Origin of the sequence: Phenylobacterium glaciei (assembly GCF_016772415.1) — a bacterium.
Classification (GTDB): Bacteria; Pseudomonadota; Alphaproteobacteria; order Caulobacterales; family Caulobacteraceae; genus Phenylobacterium; species Phenylobacterium glaciei.
On sequence record NZ_JAGSGD010000003.1, the window covers coordinates 30797 to 49387 of the forward strand.

The 18591-nt window shown below is 70.4% G+C and carries 15 protein-coding genes; 6 read left to right on the forward strand and 9 right to left on the reverse strand.

Going from position 1 to position 18591, the window contains the following annotated elements; all coding sequences use genetic code 11:
• Nucleotides 1-120: 120 nt before the first annotated feature.
• From trxA to JKL49_RS20345, 7 genes are all read right to left on the reverse strand, one after another.
• Nucleotides 121-444, reverse strand: a complete 324-nt coding sequence (trxA, locus tag JKL49_RS20315) for a thioredoxin (protein WP_215343267.1) — start codon at nt 442-444, stop codon at nt 121-123.
• Nucleotides 445-524: 80 nt separating this feature from the next.
• Entirely contained in the window at nt 525-4004 is a 3480-nt protein-coding gene (gene addA, locus JKL49_RS20320) for a double-strand break repair helicase AddA (RefSeq protein WP_215343268.1), read from the reverse strand.
• A complete protein-coding gene (gene addB, locus JKL49_RS20325; RefSeq protein WP_215343269.1) occupies nt 4001-7036 on the reverse strand; it encodes a double-strand break repair protein AddB in 3036 nt (1011 codons plus the stop codon). The genes addA and addB overlap by 4 nt, the downstream gene beginning before the upstream one ends.
• Entirely contained in the window at nt 7033-7749 is a 717-nt protein-coding gene (locus tag JKL49_RS20330; RefSeq protein ID WP_249778376.1) for a nucleotidyltransferase family protein, read from the reverse strand. The genes addB and JKL49_RS20330 overlap by 4 nt, the downstream gene beginning before the upstream one ends.
• On the reverse strand, nt 7746-8843 hold the full coding sequence (amgK, locus tag JKL49_RS20335; protein WP_215343270.1) for an N-acetylmuramate/N-acetylglucosamine kinase AmgK: 1098 nt from the start codon (nt 8841-8843) through the stop codon (nt 7746-7748). The genes JKL49_RS20330 and amgK overlap by 4 nt, the downstream gene beginning before the upstream one ends.
• Nucleotides 8821-9288, reverse strand: a complete 468-nt coding sequence (gene tsaE / locus JKL49_RS20340; protein ID WP_215343271.1) for a tRNA (adenosine(37)-N6)-threonylcarbamoyltransferase complex ATPase subunit type 1 TsaE — start codon at nt 9286-9288, stop codon at nt 8821-8823. Before tsaE ends, amgK begins: the two co-directional genes overlap by 23 nt.
• Complete coding sequence (locus JKL49_RS20345) at nt 9285-10157, reverse strand: GNAT family N-acetyltransferase (RefSeq protein WP_215343272.1); 873 nt, start codon at nt 10155-10157, stop codon at nt 9285-9287. Before JKL49_RS20345 ends, tsaE begins: the two co-directional genes overlap by 4 nt.
• 85 nt (nt 10158-10242) lie before the next feature.
• On the opposite strand from JKL49_RS20345, the gene JKL49_RS20350 reads away from it, so the two are divergent.
• The 3 genes from JKL49_RS20350 to zapE all read left to right on the forward strand — a co-directional run bounded on the left by JKL49_RS20350 (nt 10243) and on the right by zapE (nt 13667).
• Nucleotides 10243-11754: a CoA-acylating methylmalonate-semialdehyde dehydrogenase gene (locus JKL49_RS20350; protein ID WP_215343273.1), complete on the forward strand. Its 1512-nt coding sequence runs from the start codon at nt 10243-10245 to the stop codon at nt 11752-11754.
• Nucleotides 11755-11779: 25 nt separating this feature from the next.
• Nucleotides 11780-12487 carry a hypothetical protein gene (locus JKL49_RS20355; protein WP_215343274.1) on the forward strand — a complete coding sequence of 236 codons (708 nt, stop codon included), beginning with the start codon at nt 11780-11782 and terminating at the stop codon, nt 12485-12487.
• 67 nt (nt 12488-12554) lie between these two features.
• A complete protein-coding gene (gene zapE / locus JKL49_RS20360; protein ID WP_215343275.1) occupies nt 12555-13667 on the forward strand; it encodes a cell division protein ZapE in 1113 nt (370 codons plus the stop codon).
• On the opposite strand, the gene JKL49_RS20365 is transcribed toward zapE, so the two are convergent.
• A complete protein-coding gene (locus JKL49_RS20365) occupies nt 13664-14818 on the reverse strand; it encodes an MFS transporter (protein WP_215343276.1) in 1155 nt (384 codons plus the stop codon). The genes zapE and JKL49_RS20365 overlap by 4 nt on opposite strands.
• A 67-nt stretch (nt 14819-14885) precedes the next feature.
• Complete coding sequence (locus JKL49_RS20370; protein ID WP_215343277.1) at nt 14886-15770, reverse strand: LysR substrate-binding domain-containing protein; 885 nt, start codon at nt 15768-15770, stop codon at nt 14886-14888.
• A gap of 204 nt (nt 15771-15974) precedes the next feature.
• Between JKL49_RS20370 and sdhC the strand changes: the two genes are divergently transcribed.
• The 3 genes from sdhC to sdhA are packed head-to-tail and all read left to right on the forward strand — an operon-like array spanning nt 15975 to nt 18585.
• A complete protein-coding gene (gene sdhC, locus JKL49_RS20375; protein ID WP_215343278.1) occupies nt 15975-16403 on the forward strand; it encodes a succinate dehydrogenase, cytochrome b556 subunit in 429 nt (142 codons plus the stop codon).
• Nucleotides 16403-16789 carry a succinate dehydrogenase, hydrophobic membrane anchor protein gene (sdhD, locus tag JKL49_RS20380; protein ID WP_215343279.1) on the forward strand — a complete coding sequence of 129 codons (387 nt, stop codon included), beginning with the start codon at nt 16403-16405 and terminating at the stop codon, nt 16787-16789. Before sdhC ends, sdhD begins: the two co-directional genes overlap by 1 nt.
• Before the next feature lie 8 nt (nt 16790-16797).
• The gene (gene sdhA, locus JKL49_RS20385; protein ID WP_215343280.1) at nt 16798-18585 is read left to right on the forward strand and encodes a succinate dehydrogenase flavoprotein subunit; all 1788 of its coding nucleotides are present in this window, start codon (nt 16798-16800) and stop codon (nt 18583-18585) included.
• Nucleotides 18586-18591: the final 6 nt, after the last annotated feature.

Here is an 18591-nt window from a genome sequence, read left to right on the forward strand (position 1 = left end):
GGTCGCGCTCCCTCATCCGTGCTCGTGGCGTAGCTGCTTTCGGATGTGGCTATCGACCCCTCATCCGACCCTGCTCCGCAGGGCCACCTTCTCCCACAAAGGGAGAAGGGCCGCGTCGGCTTAGATCCCGGCTTCGTTCAGCCATTCGATGATCTTCTGCTTGGGCATGGCGCCCACCTTCATCGACGCCATCTGGCCGTCCTTGAACAGCATCATGGTCGGAATGCCGCGCACGCCGTAGCGCGAGGGGGTGGTGGGGCTGTCTTCGATATTGAGTTTGACCACTGTGACCTGCTCGCCCAGTTCGGCGGCGATCTGCTCCAGGGCCGGCGCGATCTGCTTACAGGGGCCGCACCATTCGGCCCAGAAATCCACCAGCACGGGCTTGGAGGACTGCAGGACGTCCTTTTCGAAGGACTCGTCGGTGACCGCTACGGTGCTCATCAAAAGCTCCTTAAATTCCTGCGGCCTCAACGAATGGCCGCGATGTTCGATCCGCCACATAGGCGGCGCCTGTCCTGGTATCAACCGGCGCGGCCAAGCTCGGCAAGGGTTTGACCGATAAGTAATTCTGGGATCGCCATCAGCTTGGGCCCGTCGGTCCATACCAGCGCGGCCTCGATGGCGCGGCCGGGGAAGATGTCGGCCAGCACGGCGGCATAGATCGCCATCTGTCGCAGATAGGCCGGGTCGGCGTCCTCGATGCGGTCGGGCGAGGGCCGGTTGGTCTTGAAGTCGGCCACCAGCACACGGTCGGCCAGCACCACGAGCCGGTCGATTCGCCCCGAGATGGCCAGGCCGGCGGGCAGCTTGCCGGCGGTTCCGGCCAGCGCCACCTCGGCGCGGCTGCCGGGGCCGAACACCTCGGCGAAGCGGGGATCGTTCAGGACGCCCAGGGCCGCGGCGGTCATCTCGGCGCGCTGGTCGTCGGTGAGGTCACGCTCGCGGGCGAGCAGGCGCAGGGCGGCGGCGGGGCGATCTGCGATGGGAAGGTCTGGCAGGACCTGCAGCAGGCGGTGGATCAGGTCGCCGCGCCGGAAGCGGCCCAACCCTTGGACCGTGGCCAGAGGCGAGGCGGCCGGGGTGGCGGCGTCCTCCCCCAGCTGCGACGGCGAGGCGTAGCGGGCGTGGGGTTCGGTGACCGCCTCGGTTTGCGTCCAGGCGGGCGCGGCGTTCGCGCTGACCGCGGTGTCAGCGGCCTTGCCCCGGGCCTCGGGATCGGGGCCGAAGCGCAGGATATCCATCCCGCCCCAGGTGATCGCGCGCTTGTGCGGGTCCACGTCGGCGTGGCTGAAGGCCGCCGTGAGCGCCCCCCACCAGCCCTTGAGGTTCTCTTCCTTCGCATTGGCCGCGACCCGGCCGCAGAGCACCAGGCGGTCGCGGGCCCGCGTCAGGGCCACATAGAGCAGGCGGTAGGCCTCGTCCTCCTCGCGGGCGGCGCGCCGTTCGCGGGCGGTGGCCGAGGCCTCGCAGTCGCCCTTGGCGGTGGCGCACCACAGGAAGCCGCCGCCCTCGGTCTCCAGCAGGGGCGTGCCGCGCGCCCCACGGGAGAGTGTGGTCTCCGGCAGGAAGACGATGGGCGCCTCCAGGCCCTTGGCCCCGTGGGCGGTCATGACCCGGACCTCGTCGCGGCCGGCCTCCATCTCGCGCTTGACCGTGATGTCCAGGCTGGCGAAGGCGGCGGTCAGGCTCTCCAGGTCCTCGATCCCCCGGCTCTCGGCGGCCAGGACCTGGGCCAGGAATTCGTCCAGGGCGTCCTCGGCCTCCCCGCCGAGGCGGCGCAGCAGGCGCTGGCGCATGGAGCGGGCCTCGCCATCGCGGGCCCCCAGCAGGCGGGAATAGAACTCGAAGGGCCGCCGCTCGCGGGCCTCCTCCAGCAGGCGGGTGAGCAGGGCGTGGGCGGCGGTCCATTCCGGCTGCTCTTCGGCGCGGGTGGCCAGGGTCTGCCAGAGGGTCAGTTTCCGGCCCTTGGCCAGGGCGTAGAGGCTGTCGTCGGACAGGTCGCAGAAGGGGCTGCGCAGCAGGGCCGCCAGGGTCAGGTCATCGGCGGGGAACAGGGCGAAGCGGGCGACCGCCACCAGGTCGTCGAAGATGATGTGCTCCGACAGCGCCAGGCGGTCGGCGCCGGCGACGGGGATCTTGGCGTGCTTGAGGGCCCGCAGGATCTCCTCGAACAGCGCCTTGCGGCGGCGCACCAGGATCAGGACGTCGCCGGGACGGGCGGGCCGCCAGGCGCGGGTCTCCTTGTCGAAGACCCCGTCGCCGCGGGCCAGAAGTCCTGCGATCTCGCCAGCGATCCTGGCGGCCAGCCGCTTGTTGGCGCTGGCCTCGGTCTCCTGGTCGAGGGGGGCGTCCCAGGCCTCGCGGACGTCGCCCTTCTCCTCGCGCTCCAGGGGCCAGATATCGACGCAGCCGGCGTGGTCGACCCGGCGGGGGGTGTGGACGATGGGCTCGGCCAGCACCCGGGGCAGGATGGCCGAGGCCAGCTCGGGCGAGGAGAAGGTGGCGTCGACGAAGGTCAGGACCTGGGGCGTGGAGCGCCACGAGTCCAGCAGGTCCACCCGCTCGAAGCGGAAGCCGGCGCCGGTGGCGCGGTCCTTGTGGAACTCGAACTCCTGAATCAGTAGTTCGGGCCGGGCGCCCTGGAAGGAGTAGATCGACTGCTTCTCGTCCCCGACGACAAACATGTTGCGCTCCAGGCGGGTGGCGGTGGGCACGCCGGCGCCGGAGAAGAACTCGCCGGCCAGCGACCGGACGATGGCCCACTGGTCCGGCGCGGTGTCCTGGGCCTCGTCCACCAGGATGTGGTCGATGCCGCCGTCCAGCTTGTAGAGCACCCAGGCCGCCGCCGGGCTCTCGGCCACCAGGTCGCGCGTCTTCTCGATGAGGTCGGAGAAGTCGAGCGCGCCGTAGGAGGCCTTCTCCAGGGCGTAGGCGGTGAGATAGGCGTTGGCGAGGATCAGCGCGCCTTGGGTGTCTGTCGCCACCTGGGCGGCGCGGCGGTAGGCGCGGGCTTCCTCCAGGGCCTCCTGGTCGGCCAGCAGGCCGGAGCGCAGGGGTTCGTGGCTTTTCAGGCCGCTGGTCTTGGCGACCCAGGTCGCCGGCGTGCCCTCGCCCTTGTCGGTGAACAGGCAGGTGAGCGCGCCCTGGAAGCTGGGCTCGCTCGCGAGGGCTGAGAGCGCGGCGGCGTTCTTGGCATCGGCCTTGCCCCCTTGCGCCAGGACCTGCGCGGCCTCGCGCCAGGTGCGCAGGTTCAGCGCGGCGACGGCCTGGAGTTCGACCGCCTCGGGATCGACGGGCTCGGGGAAGCCGCACACCTCCCAGACGTCGGCCACGGCGCCGGGCAGGCCGCCGGTGCGGGCGAGATAGGCGGCCAGGCGCCCGCGCGCGCTCTCGAAGGCGCCGAACATCGACTGGAAGCTCTGGAAATCGAGCGCCACAGAGAACCGGGCATAGGCCTCGGCCACCAGGCCCTGCCCGGTGAGCGCCAGCCGCGCGACGGCCTTGCGCGCGGCGTCGGCGATGGCGGCCGAGGCGGCATCGTCCATCACCCGGAAGCCAGGCGAGACGCCGGCTTCCAAGGGGAAGCGGCGCAGCAGCTTCTCGCAGAAGGCGTGAATGGTCTGGATCTTCAGGCCGCCGGGCGTCTCCAGGGCGCGGGCGAAGAGGGCGCGGGCCTGGGAGAGCCGGATGTGGTCGTAGTCGCCGATCGGCCGGCCCTCGAGGTCCGAGAGGGCCTGGCGCAGGCGGCCGTCGTCACAGACCGACCAGTCCCCCAGCAGGCCAAACAGCCGGCGCTGCATCTCGGCGGCGGCGGCCTTGGTGTAGGTGACGCAGAGGATGGTGGCGGGCTCGGCCCCGGCCAGCAGCAGGCGGGCGACCCTGTCGATCAGGGTCTTGGTCTTGCCCGAGCCGGCATTGGCGGTGACGAAGGCCGAAAGCTCGGGATCGGCGGCGACGCGCTGCGGGTCGGTCTCGCGGGTCGGGAAGGGGATGATGGTCATTCGCCCTCCTCGTCGCCGCTGGTGGACCATTCGAACACTCGGGCCAGGTGGTCATAGTCGCTGATGTGGGTCTTCACGAACTGCGGGGCCGAGCGCGACAGGTAGGGCTGGGCCGGGTCGTCGAAGCGGGCCACCAGCTTGCCCAGACCGTCGAGGGCGGTGCGGGCGGCGGCCTCGCTTTCCTCGCCGGCGGCGGCGCGCACTTCCTCGCGGCCGGCGGGCTTGCGGCCGGTGACCTCCAGATAGGTTAGGTCGCCGGGCATGGGGCGGCCCAGGGTGGGGAAACCGCCATAGGCCAGGATGGCGGCCGTCAGGGTCAGCTGCGGCGAGAAGCCGGTGTCCACCACCTTCTGCGAGGGCGCCTTGCCGGTCTTGTAGTCGAGGATGTGGCCGTAGCCGTCGGGGGTGATCTCGATGCGGTCGGCCCGCGCATTGACCTTGAACAGGCCGCCCGGCGCATTGATCTCCAGCTCGCCCTTCAGCTCGACATGGATGGTCCGGCCATCTGCGCGACGGCGGCGCTCCAGGTCGGCGACCCACAGGGCGGCCTCGCGGGCCAGAGCGCTCTCGCGGGCCAGGGCCTCGTGCGGCATGCCGGCTTCTTCGAGGGCGGTGACGTACATGGCCTCGAAGATCGCGGCGGCGTCGGAGGGGACCTCCACCGGATGGGCCTGCGCGAAACGTTCGAAGGCCTTGTGGATGGCGGTGCCGCGGGCGCGGGCCTCCACGGCCTCGTCGGGGCGCTCCAACGGATAGAGCCGCAGGATGTCGCGGGCCCAGACGGCGTAGGGGTCCCGCGTCAGGGCCTCGACCCGGGTGACGGCCATCTCGCGGGGGCGGTCGGCGACCGGCGGGCGCGGGGCGGGGCGCTTGGCCGGGGTATAATCGGCCGCCGCGTCCAGGGAGCGGGCCCAGTCAAGGATCTCCGGGCGGGTGGGCAGGTCGACGCCGGCGCCTCTCGCCAAGGTCTCCAGGCGCCAGAGCCAGCGGGACTTCACGGCCGGCGCGCCCTCGCGGCGCTCGGAATGCAGCAGGATGACTTCCGGGGCGCAGGCGGCCTGGGCGAAGTCGTGGGCGGCCAGGCCGACGCGGCGCTCCGGCGGCGGCAGGCCCAGGGCCTGGCGCATGGGCCGCGACAGGAAGGGATCGAGCGCCGCGCCCTGGGGCCAGACGCCTTCCTCCAGCCCCGCCACGATCAGCCGGTCGGCGCGGGTCAGGCGGGCCTCGATGGCGCCCAGGATGCGCAGGCGCGGATGGGTTGCGCCGCCGGAGCGGATGCTCTCCCCCGACATCAGCCGGGCTAGCAGGTCGGCGAAGCCCCGGCGGCTGACGGCGGGCGAACCGTCGGACTCGCTCATCAGGCCCGAGAGCAGCCGGCCCAGGGCCTCGCCGCCGTGGCCGGCCCAGAGCTCGCCGGTGTCGCCATGCTCGTCAGCGGCCAGGGCTTCCATGGTCTGGGCCAGGGTGCGGGCGGCCTCGGCGGGGCGCGCCGCGTCGTCGGCGTAGGGGGTCTGTAGGCCGGCCAGGGCCTCGCGAAGCTGGGCGGCGAAGGCCTGGGCCTCTTCGATGGCGCCGGGTTCGATCCGCGAGTCGGCGGCCTTGCGGCGGAGCTGTGCCTCCAGGGCGGCCCAGGTGGTCTTGCGGGGGCCGCGCAGGCCGTGCAGTTCCAGGGCGGCGCGGCGGCGGTCGAGGGCCTCGGGGTCGAGGCCCAGGCGGACGAACGGGTGCTTGGCGATGGCCAGCAGGGTGACGGGGTCCAGGGGGTCATCGGCCGCCTTGGCCACCAGGGCGGCCAGCACCCCGCAGCGGCAGCCGGCCAGGGCTGAGCCGGCCGACGAGTCGGCGCCGACACCCCAGCGGGCGAGCTTGGCGGCGACGCGGCGGGCCAGGGTCTGGTCGGGGGCCACCAGGGCGGCGGTCTGGCCGGGGACCTCCAGGGCCTCGCGCAGCAGCAGGGCCGCGACGGTGGCGGCCTCCTCCTCGCCCCGGGCGGTGACCACCGACAGACCCTTCAGTCCCTCGGCGATGGGGTCGATCTCCTCGGTCTCGCCTTCCGCGCGCAGGGTCTCGATGACGCTCAGCCAGTCGGCGGTGGCCTCGGCCGGGCGCAGGGCCTCGTTGATCACGCGGCGCCGCCAACGGCCGGCGGTGTCCAGGGTGTCGGAGGCTGGCCAGAGCAGGACTTCCGTGCGGGTCACCCCCGCGCGGACCAGCAGCCGCTTCATGGCCCCCTGGGGGTGCTGTTCCCCCACCTGGGCCCAGGCCTTTTCCGCCAGGCTCTCGTCGAGGCCGGGCAGGATCACGGCCCCCTGGGGGGCGCGGGCGATGACGGTGAGCAGATCGGCGGTGGCCGGCGCGGTGCCGGTGGAGCCGGCGGCGATCAGGATGCCCACGGGCGGCCTGCGGTCCCAGGTCTCGGAGAGGGCGCGCAGCAGGGCCACGCGGCGCTGGCTGACATCGACGACTCCCAGTTCGCGCAGGCGGGCGGGCCAGGCGGTGAGCGCGGTCTCCAGGAACTCGCGGCTGACCCGCCAGTGTTCGGCCAGGTCGGCGCTGACCAGGTCGGCCAGGCCGCCCTTGGCGCTGACCTCCTCGATCTGCAGGCTGTCGAGGAAGGATCCGAGCGCGTCTGCCAGTTCCAGGGCGGCGGAGGCGTCAAGGTCGCGGCCCAGCTGCTTCTCGTGGCCCTTCACCAGGGCGATCAGTTCGAAGCGGCGGCGCAGGGGATCGATGGCGGCCGGCAGGTCGATGGCCAGGTCCCCGGGCTCGAACGGCGGCTCACCCTCGTCGAGGTCGCCCAGGGGCCGGATCTGCGGCGGCAGCACCGCGCGGCCCCCGGCGGCGGCGATGAAGGCGTCGGCGAGCGCCCGGGCGCCCCGGCGGGTGGGGGTCAGGACCACGGCCTGGGACAGGGCCTCAGGCCCCAGGGGGCTGAGCGCATCGAACAGGCCCTGGGCCAGGTCATGGACGAAGGGCCGGTGGGCCGGAATGTTGAACCAGCGGGGGCCTGCCGAGGCGAGCAGGGGGATCACGTCAGCCTCGCTTCGGCCTCGTCCCGGGCGGCGGGATCGCCGACGTGCAGCCAGAAGGCGTCCATGGCCACGCCGTAGATGCGGCCCTCATCCTGCAGCCGCCACCAGATGGGCAGGATGGAGAAGGCCCCCTCCGGCTGATCGTCCAGCAGCTGCGGCTTCATGATCTGGAATCCGACATTGGCGAGCGGGGCGGGGTTGGCGTCGTCGGCCATGTGGGTCGCGCGGCCCTGCGCGTCCAGGCGGAAGCCGCGCGGACCTTCCAGGCCGATGCCCCGGTCCCGGGGGACCAGCAGCATGAGGATGTCCATCTTCGCCGGGTCCCAGGCGCGTTTCATGGCCTCGATGGGCGGGACCTCGCCCCCGACCCAGAGGGAGTCGATATTGGCCACCAGGATCGGGTCGTCGCCCAGCAGAGCCCGCGCGTTCTTGATGCCGCCGCCGGAGTCCAGCAGGCCGGCCCGCTCGTCGGCGATGATCACCTTGGGGTTGGTGCGGCCGGCCAGATGGGTCTCCATCTGGTCGGCGAAGTGATGGACGTTGACCACCGCCGTCTCGATCCCGGCCTCGTGAAGGCGGTCCAGCACGTGGTCGATCAGGGCCTTGCCGTTCACGGTGACGAGGGCCTTGGGGCGGTCGTTGGTGAGGGGTCGCATGCGGCTGCCGACGCCGGCGGCCAGGACCATGGCGACCTTGGGTCCGGGGGTGGTCATGTGCGCGAGCTTTCCGGCACGTACCTGTCGAACCAGGCCTTGAGGTCGCTTAGCGCCGGATCGGCCAGGCAGGCGTCCAGATAGCGCCAGAGCCTGGGCATGAAGGCGGCGTAGCGGGGCTTGCCGTCGCGGGTCACCAGCCGGGCGAAGATGCCCAGGATGCGGACGATATTGAGGGCGCCGAGCGCGTGGTAGTCGGCCATGAATTGGGCAGGGTCGAGGTCGGGGCGGAGTTTGAAGTAGGAGTCCAGCGCCGCGGCCTCCCGCTGCGGCGAGACATCCCGCCGCGCGTCGTGCAGCAGCATCGACATGTCCCAGGCCGGGTGGGCGCGGACCGCGTCCTGGAAATCCAGCAGGCCGACCCGGGCGGCGCCCTGGCGTTCGGGCAGCCAGATCAGGTTCTCGGCGTGGTAGTCGCGATGGCAGAAGACGCTGGCGCCTTCCGCCCCGCGCGCGCGGATCGGCGCCCAGATGGCGTCCCACTCGGCCACGGCCGCGTCGCTGAAGCTGAGCTCGGGTTTCAGCTTCGGCAGCCATTCGGGAAGGATGTCGCCGGCGGTCTTCAGGGCTGTCTCGTCATAGTCCAGCAGCGGCCAGGCGATGCCCGGCGCGGTGAGGACGGTCGGCGCGGCGGCTTCGTGCAGGCGCACCAGGCCCTGGATGGCCGCGTCGTAGAGCGGCGCTTCGTCCTGGCCGCCCTCGATCAGCACGGCGAACAGGTCGTCGCCGAGGTCTTCCAGCACCGCCAGGCCTTGGACCGCGTCATGGGCCAGGATGGTGGGCGCCGACAGACCCTGGGCCTTCAGCCATTCGGCGACGGCCACGAAGGCGTCCACCCGGCCGGCGGCGAGGCGGGCGAGCGCATTGTAGCCGGCCTTGGCGCGGTCTCCCGGCGTCGCATCGGGATGGCACGGCGCGGTTTCGGCGTTGGGGGGCTGGTCCATGAAGATCAGGCTGGGGCCGATGGCGGGATGCAGCCGCTCATAGGCCCGGGTCGAGGCGTCGCCGCTCAGCGGGACGCGGGCGGCCTCGCCCCAGCCATGTTGGGCCAGGAAGGCGGACTTGATGGCCTCACGATCGGAATTCAAACCCACGTCCTTCCCAGGCGCCGCTGGGGGTCAGGCGCGCCCGGCGCCCGTCCCCCTCAATTGTGATCTCTATGTCCAGCCGGTCGGGCGGCAGACGACCTTCCAGCCGTTCGGGCCACTCGATCAAGGCCGCGCCGTCCTCCAGGGCCTCATCCAGGCCGATCTCATAGGCCTCGTCGGCGCTGGTGAGCCGGTAGAGGTCGAAATGGGCGACGGACAGGGCCGCCCCCTCATAGAACTGAACCAGCGTGAAGGTCGGGCTCGGCACATCCTCGGTGGGGGTGGTGAGGCTGCGGATCAGGGCCCGGGCCAGGGTGGATTTTCCCGCCCCCAGGGGCCCGGTCAGGCAGATGGCCTCACCGATGCGCAACGCCCCGGCCAGCGCCGCGCCGAGCGCCGATGTGGCGGCCTCGTCGTCCAGGCGGAAGTCGCCCACCGCCTCGCTGATCATGCGAAGGCCTGGTCGGGGTGTTTGGGCAGGACGTGCTGCACATAGGCCTTCAGCTGTTCGGTGGCCGTCGTGACGTCCGGGTCCAGGCGCGCGGGCGCCACCACCTGTCCGATGGTCAGGTGGAACGACTGTCCCCGCTTGTTCAGCAGCTCGTGGAACAGGGTGATGTCCCTCAGTTCGGGGGAAAAGCCATGGAAGAAGTGGAACAGGGTCGACCAGGGCCCGTCCAGGTGCAGCGGCACGATGGGCGCCTCGTACTTGCGGGCGATGGAGAGCGCGCTGCTCATCCAGGGGCTTTCGGCCAGCACTCCGCCCTTGCCTCGGCGAGCCAGGCGGCCGGCGGGGAAGATCACCAGGGGACGCTCGGCCTCCAGGGCCTCGCGGGTGAGGTTGAGGGTGTTGCGGGTGTGCTCACGGGTGCGCTTCTCCTGACGCCACTCCACCGGGATCAGCACCTCGCCGAAGTTGGGTGACACGCGGTGGGCGTCGGAATTGGCGTAGAAGCAGATGTCGGGGCGCAGGCCCTTGAGCGCGTCATAGACCGCGATCCCGTCGGCGATGCCGGTAGGGTGGTTGCAGATCGGCACCAGGCGGCCCGTGGCCGGAACCCTTTCCAGGCCGTGCACGCTCACCTTTACGTCCAGCAGGTCGGAGACATAGTCCAGCGCCTGGCGGCCGGGCAGCGGGCCGATGGCGTCGGCCATGGCGCGCGCCTTGCGGTAGTCCAGCAGGCGGTAGAGCAGGGGGCGGATCAGCGGCCACGCCGCCCCGCCCGAGAGCTTTGGCGCGCGCTCGGCGATCAGGGTGTCGACGATGTGGTCGTGATAGGCCCGCCGCGCCGGCAGGGCTTGGGTGGCGACGCTGCTCATGAGGGGCAGGATGCCCTCGCCCCCTTGTCCGGTGCAAGAGGCTCGACCCCTACCCACGGCGGCGATCCCGTCCTAGAACCGCTGCATGCGCGAGATCACACACTTCATCGACGGCGTGTCCGTCGCCGGGACCTCCGGCCGCTATGGCGAGGTCTTCAACCCCAACACCGGCGAGGTGCAGGCCCGCGTGGCCCTGGCCACCCCAGCCGAGCTGGACGCCGCCGTCCAGGCCGCCTTGCGGGCCCAACCGGCCTGGGCCGCCGTCAATCCGCAGCGCCGCGCCCGGGTGATGTTCGAGTTCAAGCGCCTGGTCGAGGCCCGGATGCAGGAGCTGGCCGAGCTGCTCTCCTCCGAGCACGGCAAGGTGGTGGCTGACTCCAAGGGCGACATCCAGCGGGGCCTGGAGGTGATCGAGTTCGCCTGCGGCATCCCCCATGCGCTGAAGGGCGAATACACCGAGGGCGCCGGGCCCGGCATCGACGTCTATTCCATGCGCCAGCCGCTGGGGGTGGCCGCAGGCATCACCCCGTTCAACTTCCCGGGCATGATCCCGATGTGGATGTTCGGGATCGCAGTCGCCGTCGGCAACACCTTCATCCTCAAGCCCTCGGAGAAGGACCCGACCCTGCCGGTGCGGCTCGCCGAACTGTTCATGGAGGCCGGCGCGGCCCTGGGCATGGACTTGAAGGGCGTGCTGAACGTCGTGCACGGCGACAAGGTCAGCGTCGACGCCATCCTGACCCATCCCGACATCGCCGCCGTCAGCTTCGTCGGCTCCTCGGATATCGCCCACTACGTCTACTCCACCGGGACGGCGCACGAAAAGCGGATCCAGGCCATGGGCGGGGCCAAGAACCACGGGATCATCCTGCCCGACGCCGACCTGGACCAGGCGGTGAAGGACATCATCGGGGCGGCCTATGGCTCGGCGGGCGAACGCTGCATGGCCCTGCCGGTGGTGGTGCCGGTGGGCGCCAAGACCGCCGACGCCGTGCGCGAGAAGGTGCTGGCCGAGATGGAGACCTTGAAGGTGGGGATCTCGTCGGACGCCAGCGCCCAGTACGGCCCGGTGGTCACCGCCGCCCACCGCCAGCGGGTGGCCGACTACATCCAGATGGGGGTCGATGAGGGCGCTGAGTTGGTGGCCGACGGCCGCGGCTTCTCCCTGCAGGGCTACGAGAAGGGCTTCTTCATCGGTCCGACCCTGTTCGATCAGGTCAAGCCCACGATGCGCACCTATCAGGAGGAAATCTTCGGGCCGGTGCTGCAGATCGTCAGGGCTGAGAGCTTCGAGGAGGCGGTCGACCTGCCCTCCAAGCACCAGTACGGGAACGGGGTGGCCATCTTCACTCGCAACGGCCGCGCGGCCCGCGAGTTCGCCGCCAGGGTCAATGTCGGGATGGTGGGGATCAACGTGCCGATCCCGGTGCCGGTGGCCTACCACACCTTCGGAGGCTGGAAGCGCAGCGCGTTTGGCGACGCCAACCAGCACGGCATGGAGGGCGTGAAATTCTACACCAAGGTCAAGACGGTGACGGCGCGCTGGCCCGAGGGCGCCAGCGAGGACTCGGCCTTCGTCATCCCGACGATGCGCTAAGGTCGATCCGAACAAGGAGTTGGCGATGAAATTCCGGACCTGGGCGATCCTGATCCTGGTGGTGGTTCTGGCCGGGGTGGGCGGCTATGCCTATTGGCAGAACGACCTGCGCTGGCGGCCCAAGACCATCACCAAGCACCAGGCCGAAATCACCAAGATCCTGGAAAGCGCCGGCTGGGCCTCGCCGGGCCTGACCAAGGGCAAGCTCTACATGGTCTCGTTCCGGACCTGCCCCGACTGTCTGCGGTTCAAGGCCGAGGAGTTCCCGGCGCTGCAGAAGCAGGGGATCGACACCCGGGTCATCGAGATCGCCCGGCGCGACAAGAACGGCCTGGCCAAGTCCACCCCGGTGGAGCGGACCACGGTGGCCGAGCTGTGGATCCGCCACGGCACGCCCGGCGCCTGGAAGCTGATGGAGGAATGGGAGGCCAATGTCCCTGATGCCTGGACGGCCCCGGGAATCATCCCGGCCGACGGCGACATCGCCCGCAGCGCGGTGATCGAGGCCGGCCGCAAGATGACCGAGGACCTGCGTCCGCTGCTGAAGGACAACGGGGTCACGGTCAGCGACCCGGTCGGCATCCGCTATCCTACCCTCGTCTGGTGGAACGCCAAGGGCGAGATGCGGGCCTGCGCCTGCGAGCAGCGGGAAACCTACCGCTTCGTGAGGAAGGAACTGGCGCAGGTGGCGAAGGCCGCCCCGGCCGCCGGAGCCGTTACGCCCGGCCGCTGATCATATCCTGAGCGCGGGCTTGTTCCCGCTGTTGTGATCCCACGCGGCGCGGGCTAGGCCCAAGGCGATGGCCTCCCAGCTCCAAGCCGCCTACGACGCCCGCCTCGCCGCGGGTGCGATCCGCCCGGACCCGGCGCAAGGCCAGGGGCTCGCGGCCCTGGTGCGGCTGGAAAGCGACCTTGAGGGCGCCGAACCCTCGGGCCTCACCGCCTTCTTCCGCAAGCCGGAGGCCCAGCGCGGGGTCTATCTCTGGGGGCCGGTGGGGCGCGGCAAGTCCATGCTGATGGATCTGTTCTTCGAGACCGCCCCAGTGGCCAAGAAGCGCCGCACCCACTTCCACGTCTTCATGGGCGAGACCCATCGGCTGATCGGCGAGTGGCGGTCGGGCGACGCGGCGGCCCGCAAGGCCCGGTTCGGCCAGCACAGGGGCGACGACCCGATCCCAGCGGTGGCCGATGTGGTGGCGCAGAGCGCGCGGCTGCTGTGCTTCGACGAGTTCCAGGTCACCGACATCGCCGACGCGATGATCTTGGGGAGATTGTTCGAGGCGCTATTCGCCCGCGGCGTGACCCTGGTGGCCACGTCCAACCGCACACCCGACGCCCTCTACAAGGACGGCATCAACCGCCAGCTGTTCGTCCCCTTCATCGAGATGATCAAGGCCCGCCTGGACGTCGTCAGCGTGGCGGGCGGGCACGACTATCGCCTGGACCGGCTGCGGGCGGCGGGAACCTGGTTCTCCCCCAACGATCCCGACAATGCGCGCAGCTTCGAGGCCCTGTGGCGCGATATGCTGGGGAAAGAGGCCGAGGTCGGCGAGACCCTGGAAGTGCTGGGCCGCAAGGTGCACCTGCCCCATGCGGCGGGCGGCATGGTGCGCGCCTCCTTCGCCAGCCTCTGCTCGGTGGCGCTGGGCCCCAACGACTATGTGGCCATCGCGCAGCGCTTCCACACCGTGTTCCTGGAGGACCTGCCCAGGCTGGGGCCCAACCGGCGGGAGGAGGCGCGGCGCCTGGTGATCCTCATCGACGCCCTCTACGAGGCCCACACCCGGCTGATCGTGCTGGCCGAAGCCGAGCCCATCGCCCTCTATCCGGCCGGCGACGGCGCCTTCGAGTTCGAACGCACCGCGTCACGCCTGCAGGAAATGCGCTCGGCGGACTGGCTGGCGGAGAGCTAGGCCGCGACGGCGATCTCGGGGAGGCCGGTGTAGTAGCGGCGCAGCAGGATGAGGCTGGTCATCGCGCCGGCCAGGGCCAGCAGCAGGGCGACGGGCAGGCTCGCCCCCAGGGCCAGCAAGGCGGCGGCGGACAGGCATCCCAGGCCGCAGCCCAGGTCATAGGCGCCTTCGGTGACCATGTGGAAGCGCAGCGCGCAGGGGGAGCCCTGGGCCAGGTTATAGACCGCGGTCATCAGGGTGGGGGTGTAGAGGCAGGGGACCAAGGCTCCCAGGGCGTTGGCGGTGAGCGCCATGGCCGGGGTCGTGGCGCCGGCCCGGGCCAGGATGGTGATTGCCAGGACGGCGAAGGCCACCCACACCGCCCGGCGGCCGTGGCCGGCGTCGATATGGCGGCCCAGCAGCAGGCCCGCCGCCGCGCCGGCCAGGGCGGCCAGGGCCATGGCGCCGCCGAACGCCGCGAAGCTCTTGCCGAGGGTGACGAACAGCGTGATCGGCCAGACGAAATAGAGGCCCGATCCGGTCCAGCCGTCGGCGGCGAACAGGGCAAATCCCATCATCGAGGCCCGGATGGCGCCCGGCGCGGTGTCGGCCACCGCCACCTGCGGCGCCCCCAGCAGCGGCAGGGCAGAGAGCATCTGAACCCCGGCGGTGACGCCGAAGGCGACCGCGGGCCCCAGGGTCACCAGGGCCCAACCGCCCAGCAGGGGGGCGATGATCCCCACCACCGAGGCCAGGGCCTCCCGCGCGCCGATCTGGTGGCCGCGATGCTCGGCGTCGCCGAGGGCGGCGAAATAGGCGTGGTAGGAGGTCCAGTAGAGGGTGTCGCCGATCGCCGAGACCAGGCAGAGGACCAACAGCATCGGCCCCAGGCCGTGGACCTGCGCCAGGATCGGGTATTGCAGGGCCGTCGCCAAGGTCCCGCCGATCATCACCCCCTTGAGGCCGAAGCGCTTGGCCAGGGGCAGCACCAGGGGGCGCAGACAGAAGCGGCCCCCCAGGATCAGGGCGATGGCCGCCAGGACCATGGCGGGGGGCAGGCCCGCGTCCATCAGGAAGACGGCGAAGAACACCCCGCCGCCGCTCATGGCCAGGGCGTGCATGCCGTAGTGCAGGTTCAGGCGATTGACGGTCTTGTTGCGAAGGAAGGCCACGGTGTCTTTCGCGGGGTGCGGACGGCGGGCGCCGCGCGGCCCTGCATAGCGGCGCGGCGACTCCGGCTCAAGGCGCTCGCAGGCTCGTCACCAGGTCCTGCGCATACGGCCTCAGGTCGGCGAACCTGCGGACGCAGAGGGTGAGGTCACGGACGGCCCAGTCGTCCTCCAGTTCGATCACCGACAAGGGCGTTGTCTGGGCGACGCGGGCGGCGGTGGACTGCGGCACGACGCCGACCCCCACGCCGGCCTCCACCAGCCGGCAGACGGCGTCGAAGCTGCGGAGCTGGACGCGCAGGTTGAGGCCCGAGCCCAGGCGGGCGGCCTTGTCGGCCAGGAAGCGCTGCAAGGCGCTGGTGCGCTCCAGCCCGACGAGGTCGTAGGCCAGGACCTCACCGAAGGCCACGCGGGCGTGGTTGGCCAGGGGATGGCCCTTCTGCGCCACGACGACGAAGCGGTCGGAGCGGAAGGGGAAGGTCTCCAGGCCGCCGACATCCACGGTGCCCGCCACGATGCCGATGTCGCCCACGCCCTCGGCGATCAGGCCGACGATTTCGTCGGAGAGCCGCTCCTCCAGGTCGACGCGGACCTTGGGGTTGTCGGCCAGGAAGCGGCCCAGCGCCTCGGGCAGGAATTCCGTCGAGGCGTTGGTGTTGGCCAACAGCCGCACCTCGCCCGACAGGCCGCCGGCATAGGCGCCCAGGTCCTCGCGCAGGCGGGCCGACTGCTCCAGCATCAGCCGGGCGTGCTTCAGCAGGGTCTGGCCGGCCGGGGTCGGGACCACGCCCTGGCGGCTGCGGGTCAGCAGGGCCGCGCCGATCTCCTCTTCCATGGCCCGCACGCGGGTCGAGGCGGCGGCCAGGGCGATATGGCTGCGGGCCGCGCCATGGGTGATGGAGCCGGCCTCCACGACATCGGCGAACAGCCGAAGGTCCACAAGATCAAACCGCATCTTCGTCTCCCGCGAAGGATGACTGCATGTAAGACAGATTGCGGGGCTTGTGGAAGCCGGTCATCCTTCGCGTTGAGCGAAGTTTTGAGGCGCTGCGTTCGCGACTGTCACCCGGGCTTCGGGGGCCGCCGCTGGTCCCGGCTTCGTTGACACCGGGCGACCGGCGCTTAAAAGCGGAGCCGCTTAATCCTCTTGGAAACCGTCATGGCTGAAACCCCGACCGGCCTTCGCGAGCGCCCGTTGTCGCCGCACCTGACCTCAGGCGGCCCGCTGGCCTTCCACTGGCGATTCCACGTCACCATGACCGGGTCGATCTTCCACCGGATGACCGGCGTGGCGCTCTATGTCGGCGCCCTGATCCTGGCCGGCTGGGCCATGTCCCTGGCCGCCGGTCCCGACGCCTATCAGACCTTTATGGAGCTGCTGGGCTCGCTCCCGGGCAAGGTGGTCATGTTCGGCCTGACCCTGTCGATCTTCTACCACCTGGCCAAGGGCGTTCAGCACCTGGTCTGGGACTCGGGCAAGGGCTTCAGCCTGCCGATCGCCAACATGGTGACCGTCGCCTGTTTCGCCTTCTCCGTGGCCGCGACGCTCGCGGTCTGGGCCATAGCCTGGATGACGGGAGCGCTCTGATGGACAACTACCGCACCCCTCTTCGCCGCGCCCGCGGCCTCGGCTCGGCCAAGCATGGCGTCGGCCACTGGCTCGCCGAACGGATCACCTCCGTCGCCCTCGTGCCCCTGGTGCTCTGGGCCGTGTTCGGCGTCATCACCCTGGCGGGAACCGACTATTACGGCGCGGTCGCCTGGATCAGTCAGCCGGTCAACGCCGTGCTGATGGTGCTGCTGACGGCGATTTCGTTCCTGCACATGCATGCCGGCATGCGGGTCATCGTGGAGGATTACATCCACAAGACCCTGACCAAGTCGGCGCTGCTGCTGCTCAACCTCTTCGTCTGCGGCCTGGCGGGTTCGCTGGCGGTGTTCTCCATCCTCAAGGTCGCGCTGGGAGGCGCTTGATCGGTCCCATGGCGACTTACGAGTTCATCGATCACAAGTTTGACGTCGTCGTCGTAGGCGCAGGCGGCTCTGGCCTGCGCGCGGCCCTGGGCTGCGCCCAGGCTGGTCTGAAGACAGCCTGCATCTCCAAGGTCTTCCCGACCCGCTCGCACACCGTGGCGGCCCAGGGCGGCATCTCCGCCAGCCTGGGCAATATGGGCGAGGATGACTGGCGCTGGCACATGTACGACACCGTCAAGGGGTCTGACTGGCTGGGCGACCAGGACGCCATCGAATACCTCTGCCGCAACGCGCCGGCCGCGGTCTACGAGCTGGAGCACTGGGGCGTGCCCTTCAGCCGCACGCCCGAGGGCAAGATCTATCAGCGCGCCTTCGGCGGCATGACCCGCAACTACGGCGAGGCCCCGATCCAGCGTACCTGCGCCGCGGCCGACCGCACCGGCCACGCCATGCTGCACACGATGTATGGCCAGTCCCTGGCCCACTCGACCGAGTTCTTCATCGAGTACTTCGCCCTTGATTTGATCATGGACGAGGGCGTCTGCCGGGGCGTGACGGCCTGGAAGCTGGATGACGGGACCCTGCATCGGTTCCAGGCCCAGCAGGTGATCCTGGCGACCGGCGGCTATGGCCGGGCCTATTTCTCGGCCACCAGCGCCCACACCTGCACCGGCGACGGCGGCGGCATGACGCTGCGGGCCGGCCTGCCGCTGCAGGACATGGAGTTCGTGCAGTTCCACCCCACCGGCATCTACGGCGCCGGCTGCCTGATCACCGAGGGCGCCCGGGGTGAGGGCGGCTACCTGACCAATTCCGAAGGCGAGCGGTTCATGGAGCGCTATGCGCCGTCGGTGAAGGACCTGGCGCCTCGCGACATGGTCAGCCGCGCCATGACCATCGAGATCCGTGAAGGCCGCGGCGTCGGTCCCAAGAAGGACCACATCCACCTGCACCTGGATCACCTGGATCCCAAGATTCTGCACCAGCGCCTGCCGGGGATTTCAGAAAGCGCTAAGATCTTCGCAGGTGTTGACGTCACTAAAGAGCCCATTCCTGTGCTTCCAACCGTGCATTACAACATGGGCGGTATTCCGACGAACTTCTTCTCCGAAGTGGTTACTCGGGACGGCGATGATCCGGACAAGGTGGTTCCGGGGCTGATGGCGGTGGGTGAGGCGGCGTGCGTTTCGGTGCACGGGGCCAATCGGCTGGGGTCCAATTCGCTGATCGACCTGGTGGTGTTTGGCCGCTCAGCGGCGCTGCGGACGGCGGCGACCATTACGGCCGGCGCGACCCAGCCGGAGCTGAAGAAGACCGAGACCGACGCCCACCTGGCCCGGTTCGACAAGTTCCGGAACGCCTCGGGCGGCACAACGACGGCGGCGCTTCGCCTCGAGATGCAGATGGCTATGCAGGAGGACGCCGCGGTGTTCCGCACCAGCGACAGCCTGGCGTCGGGGGTCAAGCGCCTCGACGAGGTTCAGGCCAAACGCGCCGACCTCAAGGTCACCGACCGAGGCCTGATCTGGAACACCGACCTCATGGAAACCCTGGAGCTCGACAACCTGATCGGCCAGGCGGTGACCACGGTGGTGGGGGCGCACAACCGCACCGAAAGCCGCGGAGCCCACGCCCACGAGGACTTCCCCGCCCGCAACGACGGCGAGTGGATGAAGCACACCCTGACCTGGTTCGACGACGCGACGGGCGCGGTGAAGATCGATTACCGGCCGGTGCACGACTACACCATGACCAATGACATCGCCTACATCCCGCCCAAGGCGCGGGTTTACTAGGCGAGC